Source organism: Anabaena sp. EIM26, from assembly GCF_057568715.1.
In genome coordinates this window covers 5600386-5618842 of sequence record NZ_CM172472.1, presented here as the reverse complement: position 1 = coordinate 5618842, position 18457 = coordinate 5600386, and the positions used below count along the sequence as shown (strand labels likewise).

The window sequence follows — 18457 nt, the reverse complement described above, 5'->3', positions numbered from 1 at the left end:
GGGTAGGACGGTTAATTTTAAAGGTTGTTTTTAATTGGTTCATGGATTGAACTGTTGTCACTCTGACTAATGTATGAGAATTAATACGTTCATGAATTGGGGTGAACCGTAATCTCTAAGTCGTATTTGCCGTCAAAATGAAGCTTTAGGCAACTTGAATCCATGCTTTATTATCCAGTGACCTGATAAAATGGCGTTTTCAACTGTGGAAAACACTGGAGTAGTTAACGAAAAGGAAAAATAGCGAGAGTGCCAATTTTAGCAATTTATCCAGCGTGAAAACTGATAGCATATTCTATCGCTTTTTTCAAGAGTTTTCCAGCATATTTTTTGAATTAATTGGCAAGCAAGCCCAAATAGCAGCAGTCGATCAGTTCTCTTCTATCGAAATCAAGCAAACTACATTACGGATAGATGGAGTTTTTATACCAACACAGGATGAACAAAACACCATCTATTCTGTGAAAGTCCAGTTTTCAGCCGATACGGAAATTTATTTCCGTCTATTCCAAATCAGATTTCCATATTTAACCCAGAGAGGCAATTAATAGAATAACTCTTTCCTTCACCTCATCTCGCACACGACGAAAAGTATCAATATCATGACCTTCAGGATCATCAAGTTGCCAATCTGCAAAAACTTCTCTTAATATCCATGCTTCGGGTAAATTCACTCCACAACCGCATAAAGAAATCACCACATCAAAATCTTCAGGGCTAAAATCACTGAAAGGTTTAGAAGTTTGATTATTAATATCAATACCTATTTCTGCCATTACTTGCACGGTGATGGGATCTACTTCACTAGACGCTAAACCAGAACTAGAAACAGCGATTTTCCCGGCTCCTAAAATTTTAGCAAAACCTTCTGCCATTTGGGAACGACGAGAATTATGTTTACAAATAAACATTACTTTTTTCATGATGTTATTTATTATTAATAAATTGCACAATTAAATCTAAGCTATGTAAATAAAAATTCATAAATTTATGGTGGGACATTGCCCACCCCATATCATCCACAACAAGATTTTTTCAAAGGTTGTACTACCTGTTCAGAATCTATAGTAGCACCCACATTCTCTTCTGGTTTTGTGTCTGCCACCTTCACCACAAATACTTCCCAGCGATTTCCATCAGGATCTGTCACCCACACCTTATCTTGTAAAGCATAGCAACATTCTGTATTTTCCTCTGTAAACAATGCTAGTCCAGCGTCTGTAAATCTTTTTATAGAAGCTTGTACTTCTTGTGTACTTTCAACCTGTACACCTAAATGAGATAATGCTCCCCCAGTCTGTATGCTAGAAGTTAGATTCAATGTCAGGTTTAAAGCTGGGTTGGGAATATCAAACTTAGCATAATCAGTCTTATATTTCACAGGTTCTACACCAAACATTGCTTGATAAAATGTTACGGATTTCTCAATGTTAGTGACATTCAATGCGACATGAGTTTTTAGAACTGACATAAATTTTGCTCCTTGTAGGAATTATTTGATATTGATAATAATCAATATTAATAGGAATGATGAATACAGCGAGGATCTCTCAAAGTTGCTTTTTCTGGTTCTCTGGGAAACCACGCTGCTGTGCGTTTACAAAATTCAACCAGCATTAACATTACTGGAACTTCAATTAAAACTCCTACGACTGTTGCTAATGCCGCACCAGAATTTAAACCAAATAACATTACTGCTGTGGCAATAGCAACTTCAAAATGATTACTAGCACCAATTAAAGCCGCAGGGGCTGCATCTTCATAAGAGATATTCAACTTTAATGCGGCTACATAACTAATCAGAAAAATGAAATTAGTTTGAATGAACAGCGGTACAGCAATTAATAAAATGTGCAAAGGATTGTTAATAATTAATTCACCCTTAAAGGCAAATAGCAAAACTAAAGTAATCAATAAAGCACTAATAGCAATGGGAGAAAGATATTTCAGAAATTCTCTTTCAAACCATTCTCTACCTTTATATTTAAAAATCCAGTACCGACTATACATTCCTGCTACTAATGGCAACCCAACATATATTAATACTGATAAAACTATTGTTTGCCAAGGAACTGTTAAATCATTTGCCGCTAGTAACCACCTACCCAATGGTGCATATAAAAACAGCATTGCTAGAGAATTAACTGCCACCATTACTAAGGTATGACCTTGATTTCCATAGGCAAGATATCCCCACATTAAAACCATTGCTGTACAGGGGGCGATTCCTAATAGAATTGCCCCGGCAATGTAAGAATTGGCTAAACTAACTTCATTACCACGAATTAATTCTGTACCTGTAATCAATGGTTTAAATAACCAACCTAAAAAGAATTGGGCAAATACTACCATTGTAAATGGTTTAATCAACCAATTCATTACTAAAGTCAGAATTACAGGTTTTGGTGTACGGAGTGCATTTGCAGCTTGGGTAAAGTCGATTTTTACCATGATGGGGTACATCATGAAAAATAAACATATAGCAATGGGAATTGAGACTTGATAAATGCTAATAGCGTCTAGTGTAACAGCAATTCCTGGAAATAATTTCCCCAATGCAATTCCTACTAAAATGCATATGAATACCCAAACAGTGAGATATTTTTCAAAAAAGCTGAGATTGCTTTGAACTTTGACTGGGGTTATATTTTCCTGCCGATTTATATTCATGCCTATCTCCTAATAATCAACAGATGTAATCGTAATTGGGAAAAACTAGAAATTACTGATTAGGTAATTTTGAATTTTTTAATCACCGTCACCGGCTTTCCATGCGATATCTTTACTAGGTTGAGGATTTGGTAACTTCAGAGAAACTAAAGCTGCTGCTAAAACAAAAAACATTGATGTCCACAGACAACCGACTAAACCGGATAACTGATAAACTAAACCTGATAATACAGTACCTGCGAGACGACCACCGGAGTTAGCCATGTAATAGAAGCCAACGTTTAAGGCTACTTTGTCGTCATCGGTAAAAGCTAACACTAGATAGGAATGTACCGCGGAATTGAAGGCAAACACCACGCCAAAAATGAGCAGTCCAGCGATGATAACTAGATTAGCAGGTAAACCGATTTGCAGAGCAAGTGCGATCGCACCAGGAACAGCAGTTAACGTAAAAGTCCAAAATTGAATAGTCTGAGATTGTGGTGGACGGCCAGAACCAAACCGTTGTATCAAAGTTGGTGCTAAAAATTGAATAATTCCGTAACCGATTACCCAACAAGCTAAAAACCCTCCCACCTGATAAAAAGACCAACCCAAAGTTTCACGTAAAAACACTGGTAAAGCCACCACAAACCACACATCTCTCGAACCAAAAAGAAAAAATCTAGCCGCAGACAAAATATTAATTTCTTTGCTTTTAGAAAACAGTTGACCAAACTTAACCTTCTTCTTAATTTTGCCCATTCCCTTCGGCAACATCAACCCAGTGAACATAATCAAAAATAGTCCACCAGCCATTATCAACAGGGAATTGACAAACCCAAATAAAGATAAAATTGCACTACCAACAAAAAAACCAACACCTTTTAGAGCATTTTTAGAACCCGTTAAAACTGCTACCCATTTAAACAAAGAAGATTGGGCATTTTGAGGAAATACCAACCGAATAGCACTTTTAGTACTCATCTTCGTTAAATCTTTCGCAATTCCTGAAAAAGCCTGTGCAATCATCACATAAAGAACTGCAAACCACTGTACCCAATTAGGATTTAACCAAGACAACATCACCAGAGAAAAAATCTGTAAACCAATACCCGTATAAAGAGTAACCTTCAATCCAAATTGTGAACCAATCCAACCACCTAAAAAATTTGTAACAATACCAAAAACCTCATAAAACAGAAACAGAGATGCAATTTGCAGAGGTGTATAACCAATTTTATTAAAATAAAGCAACACCAACATCCGCAAAGCACCATCAGTAATAGTGAAACCCCAATAAGCCAAAGTAACTAAAGCGTAGTTCTTTAAATTACCACTAGAACTTGTAGTAGCAGTCATAATTAATAATTCAAAATTGTATATACAAACCGATAAATCTAAAAACTCTCTCCGTGCCTCTGCTACGGCAGTCACTCATGCGGGAAACCCCCAAGACCGCGCTGCCTCGTCTCTGCGTGAAAAAAATCCATCTGGGGTAGGACGAAAACCCAACCCCTTTTAAAACCATTATTTCTGCAAACTTAAAGCCACTTTTCGCGCTAGTTCCACCATGCGGTTAGCATAACCCCATTCATTGTCATACCAAGCCAGAATTTTTACTTGAGTTTCATCTACAACCATTGTCGAAAGGGCATCAATAATCGCAGAACGAGGATCATCTTTATAATCAATTGACACTAAAGGACGTTCTTCATAACCCAAAATGCCTTTTAATGGTTCTTGTTCAGAAGCTGCCTTCAACAAACCATTAATTTCGTCTACAGTTGTCGGACGAACAACTTCAAATACACAATCTGTTAAAGAAGCATTTAACAAAGGTACACGCACTGCCAAACCATTCAATTTACCATTTAATTCTGGATAAATTAAACCAATAGCTGTTGCTGAACCAGTGCTAGTAGGAATTAATGACATACTTGTAGCCCTAGCGCGACGCAAATCTTTATGAGGTGCATCGACAATAGTTTGAGTATTAGTATTATCATGAATAGTGGTGATTATGCCATGTTTAATTCCTAAGCCTTCATGAATTACTTTTACTACTGGGGCTAAACAGTTAGTAGTGCAAGAAGCAGCAGTTAATAAATGATGTTGATTAGATTCATAAAGGTGATCATTTACCCCCATGACGATATTTAATGCCCCTTCCTTTACAGGTGCAGCAACAACTACTTTCTGCACACCTCTTTTAAAATAAGGATCAAGGGTAGCTGTGGTTCTAAACTTACCAGAACATTCCAATACAATATCAACACCAAAGTCTTCCCAAGGAACTTCACCGGGTTGGGAATATTCACTAAAAGTGAGGGATTTACCATCAATTACGACTCTGTTTTCTACCGCTTCAACTTCTGGTGTCCAGCGTCCATGTACAGAATCAAATTTGAGTAAATGTGCTGCTGCTACAGCACCACCTTTAGTTTCATTGATATGTACAAATTCTATTTCTGGCCAACCCCATGCAGCGCGGAGTGCTAAACGTCCCATGCGGCCAAAGCCATTAATTCCTACACGCACTGTCATATTAAAATTCCTTTTGTTTACGCAATAATTGCTCAATTGTTAAGTCTAATTCTGCTTTTCCAGCAAAAACTGTTCCCGCTTTTCCGTTATGCAATTGGACATAATTAATTTTGTAAGCTTCCTCTGGTAAAGGTACATAACCGACAGAGTTAGCAACTGTTGATGCTTTTTGCAGATAGAAATCTACAAACTTATAAACGTCACCTCTGTTTTGGCTAGACCAAAGATTGACATAGATAAATAAAGGTCGAGAAAGTGGTTGATATTGAGATTTCTCTACTGTTTCTGGTGATGGTAAAACTGCACCTTTTCCGTTATTAACAGCTACTACTTTTAACTTATCTTTGTTTTTTTCATAGTAAGCGTAACCAAAATATCCTAAAGCGTTAGGATCTTTATTGACATCTTCAACTAAGACATCATCATCTTCGCTACCTATGTAATCGTTACGGCTGGATTTGGCTTTACCAACTAGTGCCTCTGTGAAGTAGTCAAAAGTACCAGATTGTTTACCAGCACCGTATAAATTCAGAGGACGATCTGGCCAAGAACTACGTACTTGATTCCAACGGGTGATTTTTCCTTCAGCAGCAGGTTCCCACATCTTTTTTAATTCTGCTACTGTGATGTCTTTTGCCCAGTCGTTTTGGGGATGCACTGCAATAGTTAAGGCATCAAAGGCAATAGGTAATTCTATGTATCTCACATCATTTTTATTACAATCTGCCATCTCTGCTTTAGAAATTGGTCGAGAGGCGTTATTGATATCTGTTTTACCAGCGCAGAATTTTTCAAAACCCCCACCAGTACCAGAAATGCTGATTTGCACTGGGGTGTTATTTTTGGTTGTGGTGGGAAACTCTTTGGCTATGGCTTGTGTAATCGGGTGTACGGTACTAGAACCATCAATTTTGATAGCTTTTATAGTTGTTGAATCAGTGACCTGTGTTGTATTTGGTGTCTGCTGAGTTTGAATTGATGAGTTGGGTGCTGTTGTGCAACTAGTTGCTAATGTCAACATACCCACTGCTAAGACCAATTTATTCCTCGTTGTTTTCACTGACATCACCATCTCTATTGCTGATATGGAAAGTATGTATCTATCATTTCAAAAAAAATTGATATGTCAAGCAATAGAATAACACTAGATACAAATATTAATCAAGAAAAATTGATGGATTGGGTACAGGAGTTAAAGCAAAGCGGTGAGTCATGAGTATAAACTCGGTTACTTCAAGGTTTTGAGTAATTAACACTGTCTTAATTTATGTGATTACACTCAAATAACTTTAATACTATCCATCTTGATTAATCGCAGCAGGAACGAGGTACTGACATGATATGATTGAGACGAAAATCTGCTAAATATTGTTCTAAAACCTGAAATTGGGGCAGATTTAAGCTGTAATAAATCCAGCGTCCTTCCTGACGTGAGTTAACTAAACCAGCTTCTTTAAGATTTTTCAGGTGAAAGGATAATTTTGACTGACTTATTTCTAAAGCATCACATAAGTCACATACGCACAATTCACGCTGTCGTAGCAGTTCTAATACGCTGATTCTGATGGGGTCAGAAAGGGCATGAAAGCCTGCTACGACGACATTGTTAGGAAAAGTAGTGGGAGTTGGCATCAATTAATTACGTGGTATAAACTAAACTATCTCTATTCTGACGCAGAAACTACGGCTTCCATTTGATAGTGAATTCCCGCTTCTTTGAATCTTTGTAAAGCTTCACCCAAGCGATCAGCAATAAGTGGATTGAAATTGGTGTATACTAAAAATGGAGTATGGCTATACTTTTGCCTAGGTAAAAATCTTTTTATATCAATACTCTTAACGATTTCAAGAGTAAATAGGACTTACGCAAGATTAAACTCAAAACCTGATTCTTGCGTAGGGGTAATTCATGAATTACCCCTACTTCCGTTCTATTTTGCGTAAGTCCTGGTAAAGCTGCAACCCGTTTTTAGTATAGCAATTTACTATTTCTGAGGGATTAATTTAATTAAACTCCTTAAAGTAGAATTAACGGATTCTGAATCAGGAAAATATTGTTTCACGTCAGGATCGAGAACAATTATATCATTTTGTTTAGGGAAATTTTCTACTGTTGTTGTCCCATCTTCATTATGAATAGTAACACTATATCCTTCTTGATATTGTTGATAATATTTACCCCGAATAGGATTTTTTAGTTGACTTAAATCATATTCTTCTTTTAAGTCATCTTCTAATTCATATTGTATTTTCTCGTTCATAATATCTCCTTTCTTTAGGTGTAACTAATCTTGCACTAATTAACCGGATTTTATCATTACGATCTGCATGGGAAACAAATAAATATCTGCCTTGATTGGATAATCCTATTATAATATAGCGATTCTCTCCTAATGAATGTTCAGGATCGTCAAAGTTGATAGATAAAGGATCATTAAATATCGAAACGGCTTCCTCAAAAGAAATACCATGTTTTTTCTGATTTAATTTAGCTTTATCTTCATCCCATTCAAATTTTAGTTCCAACTCAATTTTAACCTTTTGTATTAAAATTTATTACGCAGAAACTACGGCTTCCATTTGATAGCGAATTCCTGCTTCTTTGAATCTTTGTAAAGCTTCACCCAAGCGATCGCACTCTGCTATTAAACTAATTCTCACATAGCCCTCTCCACCAACGCCAAAGGCATTACCAGGAGTGAGAACAACCCCTGTTTGCTGTAGAACGTGCAAAGCAAAGTCTGTGGAATTCATCCCCTCAGGACATTTTATCCACAAATACATGGTTGCTTCAGTTTTGGGAATCTTCCAACCTAACTGGCCTAAACCATCAATGAGAAAATCTCGACGGGTGCGGTAACGTTGTTGAACCTCGTGCAAATACGTATCAGGAAGTTGTAAAGCTGTCTCTGCCGCAGTTTGTAAAGCGGAGAAAATGCCATAATCCAAGTTAGTTTTTAAAGTCCGCAAACCTTGGATCACATGACGATTTCCTACCACAAAACCTACACGCCAACCTGCCATGTTATAGGTTTTAGATAGGGTATGAAATTCTACACCGATATCTTTTGCACCAGGAATTTCTAGCAAACTAGTTGGTTGATAACCATCAAAAGCTAACTCTGCGTAACATAAATCATGAACTAAGAGGATTTCATATTTCCGTGCAAAAGCCACAATTTCTTCAAAAAATTCACGGGGGGCGGTGGCTGCGGTGGGATTACTGGGATAATTGAAATAGAGAATTTTAGCTTTTCTGGCTACTTCGTCAGGAATAGCAGCTAAATCAATTAACCAGTTATTTTCTGCTTTGAGAATTAGATTGTGAATCACTCCACCGGCAATTATAGGGCCGCGAAAGTGAACGGGGTAGGAGGGTGAAGGTACTAAAACAGTATCACCGGGATTAATGTAAGCGATCGCTAAATGTGCCAAACCTTCCTTAGAACCCAATAGAGGTAAAGCCTCGCTATCAGGATCAAGTACCACACCATAACGGCGATTGTACCATTGGGTAATTGCCTTGCGGAAACTAGCAGTCCCTTCAAATGGGGGATAACCGTGATTAGCGGGATTTTGCAAAGCTGCCATTGCTGCTTCTACCACCGGTTGAGGTGTGGGTCCATCGGGGTTTCCCATCCCCAAATCAATCAAATCTAGCCCTTGTTCCCTAGCCTTGGCTTTCAATTCATCAAGACGGGCAAACACATAAGGAGGCAACTTTTGTACACGTTCTGCGGGGGTAATCCAACTCAAATTCATCTAAAAACCTCGAATATAAACTGGGGACTGGGGACTGGGGACTGGGGACTGGGGACTGGGGATTGGGAATTGGTGATTGGTGATTGGTGATTGGAAAAAACTCTTACCTATTACCCATGACCCATTACCTATTACCTATTACCCATTACCTGTTGTTACCCGTTCACCCTTTTTGTCAATACGATTACTATCTATTGGTGCAGTGGTAGAAACCATTGCGGCCATTAATTGTTCCAATGCCACTTTAAAAGGTAAGCGATGGATATCGGAATGAGGATCTAAAGCAATTTCTGCTGCTGTTTGTAACTCACCCAGGGTGATATTACCTAAACCCAAATCACCTAATTTTTGCGGTAGTCCAATCTCTGCATAGAATTTCAACAATTGTTGTCGCGCTGCTGCTGCTAGTTGATTTCCTGGAATCATTTCTTCCAACCGCAGTTGTACCAAGATGCCATAGGCGACTTTTTCCCCATGAATGCTGCCATGTCCAGAAATATGCGTTAAACCATTATGCACAGCATGGGCTGCTACGGTGCGACATTGCGCCCCACCAAGTCCACCGATGACTCCAGCGAGTAAAACTGTTGCGTCTACAACTTCTTGCCAAGTTTCACTACCTGGTTCTTTGAGGGCAATGTCGGACTTTTGTAATAAAATATCTCGTAAAACCCGCGCTTGTTGAACTGCGGCAATAATTAGAGTTTGTTGTAAGTGTCCACTACTAACTGATGCTTCATACCATTTTGCGATCGCATCTCCAATCCCTGCAACTAAAGTCCGTTGTGGTGCAGTTTGAATCAAATCATAATCAAGAATCAGCAAATCAGGACAGCGAGACAAAGCCACATCATACAAAAACGCCCCTGATTCTGAATAGACATTTGATAAAGCTGTCCAAGCTGCACAGGTAGCCGCAGAAGTAGGAATTGTGACAACTGGTAACTGTAATTGATGGGCGACTAACTTAGCTGTATCCAGGGCTTTACCACCACCAACACCGATAATAACATCAGCTTGATGTTCCTTTGCTGTTTTGCGTAAGGCATTCAGACTGGCTTCACAACAATCTGTACCATAGGAAACTGCAACTGTGTGTAAATTTTCGGCTTGAAAAATGGGTTGTAAACTTTCTTGGCTAATCTTGAGAGTGCTATTTCCGGCCACAATTAAAGGACGAGTTCCCAAACGGGCAATTTCTCCTGCGGCTGAGATTAACACACCAGCACCCCGGATAACTTTAGCTGGAGAAACTGTGAGTGCAACTAACGAACTAGAGGTTTGGGTAGATAAAGCTTGAGTAGAAGATTGATTAGGCATAATAAGTAGTATGTCAAAACTTGATATTTCTTAATCAAATTAGATTAACAATATACAGCAGGAAACAGGTAATAGGAAACAGGGATAAAAGTCCCTTAGCGTCAGGCTTAGTTCTGAAGGAACACCAGAAAATAAATTATCCAATCTTGTGGGATAGGCATACTTCGACTACCAAATAGAGATTAAGCGCAATCCTCTTACCATTGCCTATAACCAGCAAAGTGATACATTTTCCCCAATAGTGAAATTTCTGAAGTTTTAATATCTTAATCTAAAAATAATATTTATTGTATAGTAAATCACAAAAAAATTCTGTTATTTGGGGAATGGGGACTGGGAATTAGGTAATACTTGCTATTTCCCTATCTCCCCACACTCCCAAATCTCTGTTAAGCTGTGGGTTTTGGTAATTGAGCGAATTTATCTAGGTAAACTTGCACTGCCATTTCTGAATCTTCACGACTAGCCAAAGTTCGTTTTACTTCGCCTAAATATAGTGGTACTGTAATTCCCTCTTCAGGGTGGATAATAGTACGGGCGCGAATGGTCAATTGGTTGTTTCCTCTGCTACCCAAACGACCAAAAGAATACAGATTACTAGCTGCTTGACGCAAAGTTGCTTCTAACTCCGTAGGGGTAATCTGGGGTGAAGTCGCAATTACCGCTTCGCTAGAACCATTGTCATAAACTAAGGTGTATTTGACTGCACCGGGGATAACTGTGCGACTCAGAGGGACTAAAGACAGTGAAAATAACCCAGCAGTCAGCACGATCATAAAGCCAGTTGCACCCACCAGCCGAAAGCGAAAGCCCCATTTGACGATAAAAGCGAGAATTGTGAAGACTGCAAAGGCTATCGTCGCAATACCTGACCATTGGGTATATTGCAGGAAATCAGATGTGGTGAACATAGGGTTTTAATTACGGACATACCCATTTTACTGGTTGGTGCGATCGCTGCGTTGACTCATGCGATCGTACTTCCACCACTGAGTCTATCGTCATAGACTAGGCAAAGCCGCTTATCACCCTAAATTTATCACTACCCTCAACTCTGCCATAATTTTAAGTTAGAGACATCTATCTTGTACAAGCCAGCTAGTCAATGAAGGTAGTGATAATAAACAATCTGCTTAATAAATTACAATGTTGCTGAGGAAGGATAACGCTTAATATAATTGTTTATAATCAAATAGGAACTGTCAAAACATAGGGGGAAAAATTGATGATGCAAAGTATGAAACTAAAATCTCATATTGGTAATGATGGAATTTTACACATATCTTTACCCGAAATCAAAGATTCTGATGTAGAAGTGATCATCGTTTATCAACAAGTACAGAAAACACAAAAGCGAGAGTGGTCTTCAGATTTTCTGAGTACATTTGGATCTTGGCAAGGTGAACAATTAGAAAGAGCGCCTCAAGAAGAACAGTCTGAGAGAGAGCCTTTTTTATGATTTATTTGCTAGATACAAACACTTGTATTGGTTATATTAATCGCCGCAATATATCTATATATCAGCGCATTATTTCTTTATCTCCAGAAGATGTATATATTTGTGACATTGTAAAATTTGAGCTTTATTATGGGGCATATAATAGCTCTCGTTCAAAAGAAAATTTAGAAACCATAGAAAAGTTTTTTGCAGATTTTGTAAGTTTGCCTTTTGATGGTAAAGCATCTGCTATTATTGCTTTAGCTAATAATTTGATATTAGTTACGCACAATACTAGGGAGTTTTCACGTATTCCTGAACTTCAATTAGAAGACTGGGAAATTGTCTGATATCAGGATTTTCAGGATGAGAAAAATATGATACAATTGGTGATTATTCATCAATGAACAAATTAGTATTTTTAGAATTTGATGCAGTTTGAGTAGGACGAAGCGAAGAATCTAGAAAACATCCGTAAACATCAAATTGACTTCGCAGACGTTCCTGAAATGTTTGATAGTCCAATGCTAATTGAAGAAGATGAACGTTTTGATTACGGTGAAGAACGCTGGTGAGGGATTGGTTTTTTGGGAAATGGAGTGGCTATTGTTGTTTGGACTGAAAGACAGGGTGATGTGATTAGAATTATTTCAGCACGAAGGGCAAATCGTTATGAACGAAAAAGATTTGAACAATATCTCACGTACTAATTGGCAAGCTTTAGATTCAATGTCGGATGAAGATATTGACTATTCTGATATTCCTCCATTGGCTGATGAGTTTTTTGAAAAAGCAACTTTGCTAATTCCCGCAGCGCAAGCAAAAAATGTTATTCAATTAGAACCAGATGTAATAGATTGGTTTAAAGCTCAAAATACAGATTATCAAACAGCTATTAACGAGATTTTAAGTAGGTTAACAGAAAAATTTAAAGGTATGTAACGGTATGTAAATTTGCCTCAATGCGATATTCTGATTGAGTTTCAGCCATTTTACAAAACGCAATACCCCTTGTTTTTATTTTGTTCACCTACTTACGTCGTCATATTAAAAATAGTGGTAATAAACAAACTGCTTAATACTAAATTAAGTCAACATAAAATTGAAACAGGACAAAGAAAAATAAGTTTATTCACCAGAAAATAAACTTCCGTCAATATGAAAAAACTTCCCTAACATCTCAGCTTGTTCTCTTGTTACTTTTACCTCACTATTAAGAACCTGAGAAACCAACTCACTCAAACCCAAAATAGGAACTAAATCACCTATTTCTAAATCCCGTGCTTCCAATAAATGCAATACCTGCATAATGTACAGTTTATCTGCACGGCTGAGGGTGTGTAGGGTGTTGAGCAGTTCTGCTGAAACCATTTAAAAAACTCCAGGATTTCAAAGAGGGATATAAAATTTATCCTATTCTTGTCAAATTAGCTGCCTGTTCAAAATAAGATTTTAACATTAAACCCAACTCTTGAACAATCAGAGAATTTGTATTGTTGTCTAATTCTTGTAAAATTAACTCTTTAAAAGATGGCTCACCTAAGTTTTCTATTGAAAGATGTTTAATAGCTTTTGTACGTAAATGCTCTAGTGCTTCCTTACCTCTAAAAAATATTTTAACTTGTTGAAAATCAAGTTTACTAGGATCATTAATATATGATTGCCAGATGTTCTCTTTCACAATATCTAGAAACATAGATTTTAAACTAAATATATTGATTCTAGATTCTTTAGCTTTACTAACTATTTGATTTTTAAACCAAATTTCTATATCTACCAAAGATAATAACTTGGACTCGGGTTTATCTAAATTTAATCTCTGTAAATTTGCTGTTTCTCGAAAACGAAATTTTAAACATTCAAATAATTCTTCAATAATTGAGTTTTGAAAATATTGTATTAGCCATTCATCTAGTTGTATTTTGGTTAAATTATTTGTGGTGTTGCGTCTAAATGGCTTAGATTTTAATGATTTACTAGGTATCTGATTTAATAGATTAGCTATTATTTCAGTTTCTTCCAGTAAAAAATTTTCCCATTCATGTCTTCCCCAATAAATTATTCTGGCAGATTTGTTATTGATAGACTGATTATCCTGTTTAGCAAGTTCTCTATCAATCCTATCTTGGGTTCTAAAATCTCTATCGGAAATCCCAATCACAGGTATCCTTTGATGAACTTTACTTTTTTGGTAAATTAATTTAGCTATAGAATTAAAATTGCCACTACCACCTATCTCAACTACTCTATAGTTTATATTAGATAACAATCCTTGATTTATTAGGTTGCCAATAACTCTATCAATAACTGCCACTTCAGGACTTTCCGGCTCTCCTTCTATTAAAATATATAAAAAGTTATCGAGTATTTGCATTTTTGTCTCCCAGATCACCCAATTTTATAATTTCCGAATCATAAAACATTTCTGCCACAGTTGGGGAATGGGTTGTAAAAATATATTGATTATTGGAGTCATCTTCCCGCAAAACTTGGATTAATCTTTTTTGCCAAGCAGGATGCAAATGTAGTTCAACTTCATCAATAAGAACAATAGAGTTTTTTGCCGTATCTGCTGCTAAACCAACTAAAATTCTTAAAATTTGATGTTCGCCTGAACTCATTTGTAGTAAATCATATTCCATACCGTTTCTTTTTAAGATTAAAGTATGAGAGGATGGACCTGACTCTAAACCTATTAATTCTGAAGGGAAACAAATCTTATTAAATAATCTTTTAATTCTTTTCCAATATGATTCTCCAAATTTCTTTTCATTCCATGTTGAGTCTTTAAAAGAATACTCACTCAACCAATATAAAATATTATCATGCTCGCTAGTTTCTTCACTTATTTTAAAATTAATATTTTCAAAAAGTTTAACATTTCGTCTTTGATCTATGTAACATACCCCGCCAATTCTCTCAAATATTCCAGGATCTAGAATATATAATCCTACGGACTGAGATGCACATCCTCGTGCGCCTAAAACTTTGATGGAATTTTCAGGTATATATTTTGCAGTTTTAAGAGATTTATCCGTATTGGGAAACTCCCAGATAACTTTTGTCGGGTTATTTAGGGGTGGTATATCTCCCTGAGAAAAATCGAATAATTGGTCTAATTCAGGGGTAGAATATAATTGGGAAGAATATGCTTCGTTAATTGCTTCTGCTTCATCTTTTTCAATAGAATACTCAAATATAATTTGAGCTATATTCCCTCTGCCTCTAACTAATTGATGAACGCTGTATTGTAATCCATCTCTGAATGATCGGTTAGTTGAATTTTCAAAGATTTCAAAGACTTTAACTACAACATGAATTGCATCTAAAATTGAAGTTTTGCCAGAACCATTAGGACCGACAATTAAATTGATAGGTCGAGGACGACCAAGTAAATCTGTAAAATCTAAAGAGATATCTTCAATAGCACGAAAGTTTTTTATTTCTAAGGAATGTAATTTCATTTACTTTGTAAAGTTTGTATTTTATTTAACCTAAACTAGACAGTAAATTTATCATAGTTTCTAAAAATATCCAATCATGATTATAGCGTGTTTTCGTGCTAATAGAGGTGCAAAACCATTTTCCAAAACCCATCCCCCAATTACCCAACAAGCGGTAAAATTAACATCCAACCCCAATTGCACCCCTTGATATGTATTGCGACTACCTGGTACAAATCCTCACTGCCCGCGTCTATGATGTAGCCCAGGAAACACCACTGGAATATGCTCCTAATCTCTCAAACCGCATCAATAACAAACTGCTGTTGAAAAGGGAAGATATGCAATCAGTCTTCTCCTTCAAGCTGCGGGGGGCATATAACAAAATGGTCAACCTACCCACAGATTTACTTAAACAAGGTGTCATTGCGGCTTCTGCCGGCAACCATGCCCAAGGTGTAGCCTTAGCTGCCAGTCGCTTGGGAACAACAGCAATAATTGTTATGCCTGTAATAACCCCCCAGGTAAAGATAGACGCAGTAAAAGCGCGGGGGGGAGAGGTGGTTTTATATGGCAATAACTATGATGATGCTTACGCCCACGCCCGACAATTGGAAGCGGAAAAAGGGTTAACATTTATACACCCTTTTGATGATCCTGATGTCATCGCTGGCCAGGGAACTATTGGTATGGAAATACTGCGACAATATCAGCAACCTATCCATGCAATCTTTGTGGCTATTGGTGGTGGGGGTTTAATTTCCGGGATTGCGGCTTATGTGAAACGGTTGCGTCCAGAAATCAAAATTATCGGTGTCGAACCTGTAGACGCTGATGCTATGTCTCAATCTCTCAAAGCTGGTCATCGGGTACGGTTGTCTCAGGTGGGGTTATTTGCTGATGGGGTAGCGGTGCGGGAAGTGGGGGAAGAAACTTTCCGGTTGTGTCAGCAATATGTGGATGAAATCATTTTGGTGGATACGGATGCTACCTGTGCGGCGATTAAAGATGTGTTTGAGGATACACGCTCTATTTTAGAACCTGCGGGGGCATTAGCGATCGCAGCTGCTAAAGCCTACGCGGAACGAGAACAAATTCAAAATCAAACCCTCATCGCTGTTGCTTGCGGTGCTAACATGAACTTTGACCGCCTCCGTTTTGTAGCCGAAAGAGCGGAATTTGGGGAACGTCGAGAAGCCATTTTTGCTGTCACAATACCTGAAAAACCGGGAAGTCTGCGCCAGTTTTGTGAATGTATTGGTAACAGGAATCTAACAGAATTTAATTATCGCATTGCTGGCAACCAAGAAGCACATATTTTTGTCGGTGTGCAGATTCAAAACCGCGCTGACGCTGCCAAAATAGTTGATAAATTTGAAATTCATGGCTTAAAAACCATTGATTTAACAGATGACGAATTAACAAAATTGCATTTACGGCACATGGTAGGAGGACATTCTAGCCTCGCCCACAATGAATTATTATACCGTTTTGAATTTCTCGAACGCCCCGGTGCATTAATGAAATTTGTGGGTTCTATGTCCCCTAATTGGAATATTAGCTTATTTCACTATCGCAACAATGGAGCAGATTATGGACGCATTGTGGTCGGAATGCAAGTACCACCCCACGAAATGGCAGAATGGCAAATATTCCTTGATTCCTTGGGTTATCGCTATTGGGATGAAAGTCAAAATCCTGCATATAAGCTATTTTTGGGTTAATCTCTAACCAAGATTGTAGAGACATTCTTTGGAACATCTCTACAAGGTTTCCAAACAACACATATTTAGGGTTTATAGCTGTATCGTTACAGAATTTGCCTCCCAGTGAGAACTTCCCGCACTTCTAACATGGCTGAATAAGTAGGGAGAATATGCAAGGTTTCATTTGCTGGTGTATGTTCCAAAGCTGTAGTTATGGCTCTTCGCAAATCTTCCTCTACAATCAAATTCAGGTTACTGTGGGCAGATTTTTGACTATAACGCAACCTTAACGCCATATCATACACGCGATCGCCACTCACCACCAAAGTCCCACCCCGTTCTACCAGTTTTTCAGTATCTACATCCCAAATCCAGGATACATCAGTACCATCAGGAGTGCGGTCATTCAAAATCAATAAAGTAGTTTTATCTGTACTTTCAGTCACAACACGAATAGTTTCATTTGTCCCCACAGGATTTTTTGATAACAAAATCCTCACCTTTTTACCGTCAATTACCAAATCTTCTGCACGACCAAAAGCAGCTTGAAAAGTGTTGACTGTTTCTCTAATTGTTACTTCATCAACTCCCAACTCCTTGGCTGCTGTGGCTGCGGCTAAAGTATTATATTTATTGTACAAACCCACTAAAATCTGTGACCATTCACCACTTTCTAAAGTTGGTTTACTTTTTGTAAAACCACAACTGGGACAAGTGAAATCTCCTAAATGAGATAGATAAACACCTTCATAATCTAGAGAATGTCCACATCTTGGACAAAAGATAGAATCAACAGCATGAGGAATTGCTTCTAAATAATGTTTTGGTTCATTCAAACCAAAGAACAACACCTTTTGATTTAACTGTTGACCCAAATATGATAAAGTTGGATCATCAGCATTGGGAATAACTACTGTTTCAGTTGGTAAACTAGAAATAACCTTTGTCCATTTTTTACTAATAGTGTCAACTTCCCCATATCTATCGAGTTGATCACGGAACAAATTTAAACAGAGAATAATTCGTGGTTGCAGAGGTTTTAATACCTTGGGAACAATATTTTCATCAACTTCCAAAATTGCATAATCTACATTTAGAGAACCTAATAAGTTAGCATTGTCTATCAAAGCTGTCGCTAAACCATTTTCGAGATTTGCACCAGTAGAATTATGGGCAATTTTGTAACCTTTGTGTTCTAAAATGGTACATAACAACAAGGCTGTTGTCGTTTTTCCATTGGTTCCCGCAATCAGAATAATCCCGTTTTTAACTTGCTGACTCAGTAATTGTAAAATTTGGGGTTCAATGCGTCGCGCAATAGATCCTGGTAAAACACTGGCAGCACCGAGACGCAGAGAGCGTACTAAAAATGTTACACTTTTAGCAATTGATACGGCTAAACCCAGTCGGACTCTATCTATAAGTTGTATTTTCTTTCCCACAGCAGTTTTTAACTAATAGTCTTTAATTACAAAATTAATCTTGCAAGTGTAGCGAATCTTGGCACAAAATGCCACACATTAACAATTCAAAATTTATGAATCATTGCGAATAGGGACTCGGATATGCAGAAAACTCTTACCAATTACCAA

23 protein-coding genes are annotated in these 18457 nt (G+C 37.5%); 7 read left to right on the top strand and 16 right to left on the bottom strand.

From position 1 onward, the window contains the following. Positions 1–275 precede the first annotated feature (275 nt). On the top strand, positions 276–548 hold the full coding sequence (locus tag AC012T_RS24455) for a DUF2887 domain-containing protein (protein ID WP_487061582.1): 273 nt from the start codon (positions 276–278) through the stop codon (positions 546–548). Here the strand turns inward: AC012T_RS24455 and arsC are convergent. From arsC to arsJ, 4 genes are all read right to left on the bottom strand, one after another. After that, entirely contained in the window at positions 528–923 is a 396-nt protein-coding gene (gene arsC, locus AC012T_RS24450; RefSeq protein WP_487061580.1) for an arsenate reductase, glutathione/glutaredoxin type, read from the bottom strand. The two genes, AC012T_RS24455 and arsC, sit on opposite strands and share 21 nt — an antisense overlap. Before the next feature lie 92 nt (positions 924–1015). Further along, positions 1016–1471, bottom strand: coding sequence for an ArsI/CadI family heavy metal resistance metalloenzyme (locus AC012T_RS24445; protein WP_487061578.1), 456 nt, complete (start codon positions 1469–1471; stop codon positions 1016–1018). Positions 1472–1518: 47 nt separating this feature from the next. After that, the gene (gene arsB / locus AC012T_RS24440; protein WP_487061576.1) at positions 1519–2670 is read right to left on the bottom strand and encodes an ACR3 family arsenite efflux transporter; all 1152 of its coding nucleotides are present in this window, start codon (positions 2668–2670) and stop codon (positions 1519–1521) included. 78 nt (positions 2671–2748) lie between these two features. Next, entirely contained in the window at positions 2749–4011 is a 1263-nt protein-coding gene (gene arsJ / locus AC012T_RS24435) for an organoarsenical effux MFS transporter ArsJ (protein WP_487061574.1), read from the bottom strand. 16 nt (positions 4012–4027) lie between these two features. Between arsJ and AC012T_RS24430 the strand changes: the two genes are divergently transcribed. After that, complete coding sequence (locus AC012T_RS24430) at positions 4028–4174, top strand: hypothetical protein (protein ID WP_487061572.1); 147 nt, start codon at positions 4028–4030, stop codon at positions 4172–4174. A gap of 5 nt (positions 4175–4179) precedes the next feature. Here the strand turns inward: AC012T_RS24430 and AC012T_RS24425 are convergent, their stop codons facing one another. The 8 genes from AC012T_RS24425 to AC012T_RS24390 form a co-directional block, all read right to left on the bottom strand. After that, entirely contained in the window at positions 4180–5196 is a 1017-nt protein-coding gene (locus AC012T_RS24425; RefSeq protein WP_487061570.1) for an ArsJ-associated glyceraldehyde-3-phosphate dehydrogenase, read from the bottom strand. Between the two features lies 1 nt (position 5197). Further along, a complete protein-coding gene (locus AC012T_RS24420; RefSeq protein WP_487066748.1) occupies positions 5198–6256 on the bottom strand; it encodes a PstS family phosphate ABC transporter substrate-binding protein in 1059 nt (352 codons plus the stop codon). 248 nt (positions 6257–6504) lie between these two features. Continuing rightward, positions 6505–6828: an ArsR/SmtB family transcription factor gene (locus AC012T_RS24415; protein ID WP_487061568.1), complete on the bottom strand. Its 324-nt coding sequence runs from the start codon at positions 6826–6828 to the stop codon at positions 6505–6507. Between the two features lie 353 nt (positions 6829–7181). Then, on the bottom strand, positions 7182–7457 hold the full coding sequence (locus AC012T_RS24410) for a hypothetical protein (RefSeq protein WP_487061566.1): 276 nt from the start codon (positions 7455–7457) through the stop codon (positions 7182–7184). Next, positions 7435–7722, bottom strand: coding sequence for a BrnT family toxin (locus AC012T_RS24405; protein WP_487061564.1), 288 nt, complete (start codon positions 7720–7722; stop codon positions 7435–7437). The genes AC012T_RS24410 and AC012T_RS24405 overlap by 23 nt, the downstream gene beginning before the upstream one ends. 30 nt (positions 7723–7752) lie before the next feature. Then, positions 7753–8958, bottom strand: a complete 1206-nt coding sequence (locus AC012T_RS24400) for an aspartate aminotransferase (RefSeq protein ID WP_487061562.1) — start codon at positions 8956–8958, stop codon at positions 7753–7755. Between the two features lie 138 nt (positions 8959–9096). After that, complete coding sequence (locus tag AC012T_RS24395; protein ID WP_487061560.1) at positions 9097–10278, bottom strand: iron-containing alcohol dehydrogenase; 1182 nt, start codon at positions 10276–10278, stop codon at positions 9097–9099. Between the two features lie 389 nt (positions 10279–10667). Beyond that, the gene (locus AC012T_RS24390; RefSeq protein ID WP_487061558.1) at positions 10668–11189 is read right to left on the bottom strand and encodes a DUF2518 family protein; all 522 of its coding nucleotides are present in this window, start codon (positions 11187–11189) and stop codon (positions 10668–10670) included. A gap of 326 nt (positions 11190–11515) precedes the next feature. Between AC012T_RS24390 and AC012T_RS24385 the strand changes: the two genes are divergently transcribed. From AC012T_RS24385 to AC012T_RS24370, 4 genes are all read left to right on the top strand, one after another. Then, positions 11516–11737, top strand: coding sequence for a hypothetical protein (locus tag AC012T_RS24385; protein ID WP_487061556.1), 222 nt, complete (start codon positions 11516–11518; stop codon positions 11735–11737). Continuing rightward, positions 11734–12066 (top strand): PIN domain-containing protein, encoded by a 333-nt coding sequence (locus tag AC012T_RS24380; RefSeq protein WP_487061554.1) that lies wholly within the window; start codon positions 11734–11736, stop codon positions 12064–12066. The genes AC012T_RS24385 and AC012T_RS24380 overlap by 4 nt, the downstream gene beginning before the upstream one ends. A 120-nt stretch (positions 12067–12186) precedes the next feature. Then, the gene (locus AC012T_RS24375) at positions 12187–12291 is read left to right on the top strand and encodes a BrnT family toxin (protein WP_487066746.1); all 105 of its coding nucleotides are present in this window, start codon (positions 12187–12189) and stop codon (positions 12289–12291) included. 97 nt (positions 12292–12388) lie between these two features. Beyond that, entirely contained in the window at positions 12389–12658 is a 270-nt protein-coding gene (locus AC012T_RS24370) for a BrnA antitoxin family protein (RefSeq protein ID WP_487061552.1), read from the top strand. 186 nt (positions 12659–12844) lie between these two features. Here the strand turns inward: AC012T_RS24370 and AC012T_RS24365 are convergent, their stop codons facing one another. The 3 genes from AC012T_RS24365 to AC012T_RS24355 are packed head-to-tail and all read right to left on the bottom strand — an operon-like array spanning position 12845 to position 15180. Further along, positions 12845–13087: a hypothetical protein gene (locus tag AC012T_RS24365; protein WP_487061550.1), complete on the bottom strand. Its 243-nt coding sequence runs from the start codon at positions 13085–13087 to the stop codon at positions 12845–12847. Between the two features lie 37 nt (positions 13088–13124). Further along, positions 13125–14090: a hypothetical protein gene (locus AC012T_RS24360; RefSeq protein ID WP_487061548.1), complete on the bottom strand. Its 966-nt coding sequence runs from the start codon at positions 14088–14090 to the stop codon at positions 13125–13127. Continuing rightward, entirely contained in the window at positions 14074–15180 is a 1107-nt protein-coding gene (locus tag AC012T_RS24355) for an AAA family ATPase (RefSeq protein WP_487061546.1), read from the bottom strand. Before AC012T_RS24355 ends, AC012T_RS24360 begins: the two co-directional genes overlap by 17 nt. 191 nt (positions 15181–15371) lie before the next feature. On the opposite strand from AC012T_RS24355, the gene ilvA reads away from it, so the two are divergent. After that, complete coding sequence (gene ilvA / locus AC012T_RS24350; RefSeq protein WP_487061544.1) at positions 15372–16883, top strand: threonine ammonia-lyase, biosynthetic; 1512 nt, start codon at positions 15372–15374, stop codon at positions 16881–16883. Between the two features lie 86 nt (positions 16884–16969). Here the strand turns inward: ilvA and AC012T_RS24345 are convergent, their stop codons facing one another. Further along, positions 16970–18307: a MurT ligase domain-containing protein gene (locus tag AC012T_RS24345; RefSeq protein WP_487061542.1), complete on the bottom strand. Its 1338-nt coding sequence runs from the start codon at positions 18305–18307 to the stop codon at positions 16970–16972. Positions 18308–18457 lie beyond the last annotated feature (150 nt).

Excerpts from the sequence above, each read along its gene's own strand:
- arsC (WP_487061580.1), bottom strand. The coding sequence starts at position 923 with ATGAAAAAAGTAATGTTTATTTGTAAACATAATTCTCGTCGTTCCCAA.
- AC012T_RS24445 (WP_487061578.1), bottom strand. The coding sequence starts at position 1,471 with ATGTCAGTTCTAAAAACTCATGTCGCATTGAATGTCACTAACATTGAG.
- arsB (WP_487061576.1), bottom strand. The coding sequence starts at position 2,670 with ATGAATATAAATCGGCAGGAAAATATAACCCCAGTCAAAGTTCAAAGC.
- arsJ (WP_487061574.1), bottom strand. The coding sequence starts at position 4,011 with ATGACTGCTACTACAAGTTCTAGTGGTAATTTAAAGAACTACGCTTTA.
- AC012T_RS24425 (WP_487061570.1), bottom strand. The coding sequence starts at position 5,196 with ATGACAGTGCGTGTAGGAATTAATGGCTTTGGCCGCATGGGACGTTTA.
- AC012T_RS24415 (WP_487061568.1), bottom strand. The coding sequence starts at position 6,828 with ATGCCAACTCCCACTACTTTTCCTAACAATGTCGTCGTAGCAGGCTTT.
- AC012T_RS24410 (WP_487061566.1), bottom strand. The coding sequence starts at position 7,457 with ATGAACGAGAAAATACAATATGAATTAGAAGATGACTTAAAAGAAGAA.
- AC012T_RS24400 (WP_487061562.1), bottom strand. The coding sequence starts at position 8,958 with ATGAATTTGAGTTGGATTACCCCCGCAGAACGTGTACAAAAGTTGCCT.
- AC012T_RS24395 (WP_487061560.1), bottom strand. The coding sequence starts at position 10,278 with ATGCCTAATCAATCTTCTACTCAAGCTTTATCTACCCAAACCTCTAGT.
- AC012T_RS24390 (WP_487061558.1), bottom strand. The coding sequence starts at position 11,189 with ATGTTCACCACATCTGATTTCCTGCAATATACCCAATGGTCAGGTATT.
- AC012T_RS24385 (WP_487061556.1), top strand. The coding sequence starts at position 11,516 with ATGAAACTAAAATCTCATATTGGTAATGATGGAATTTTACACATATCT.
- AC012T_RS24380 (WP_487061554.1), top strand. The coding sequence starts at position 11,734 with ATGATTTATTTGCTAGATACAAACACTTGTATTGGTTATATTAATCGC.
- AC012T_RS24370 (WP_487061552.1), top strand. The coding sequence starts at position 12,389 with ATGAACGAAAAAGATTTGAACAATATCTCACGTACTAATTGGCAAGCT.
- AC012T_RS24365 (WP_487061550.1), bottom strand. The coding sequence starts at position 13,087 with ATGGTTTCAGCAGAACTGCTCAACACCCTACACACCCTCAGCCGTGCA.
- AC012T_RS24360 (WP_487061548.1), bottom strand. The coding sequence starts at position 14,090 with ATGCAAATACTCGATAACTTTTTATATATTTTAATAGAAGGAGAGCCG.
- AC012T_RS24355 (WP_487061546.1), bottom strand. The coding sequence starts at position 15,180 with ATGAAATTACATTCCTTAGAAATAAAAAACTTTCGTGCTATTGAAGAT.
- ilvA (WP_487061544.1), top strand. The coding sequence starts at position 15,372 with ATGTATTGCGACTACCTGGTACAAATCCTCACTGCCCGCGTCTATGAT.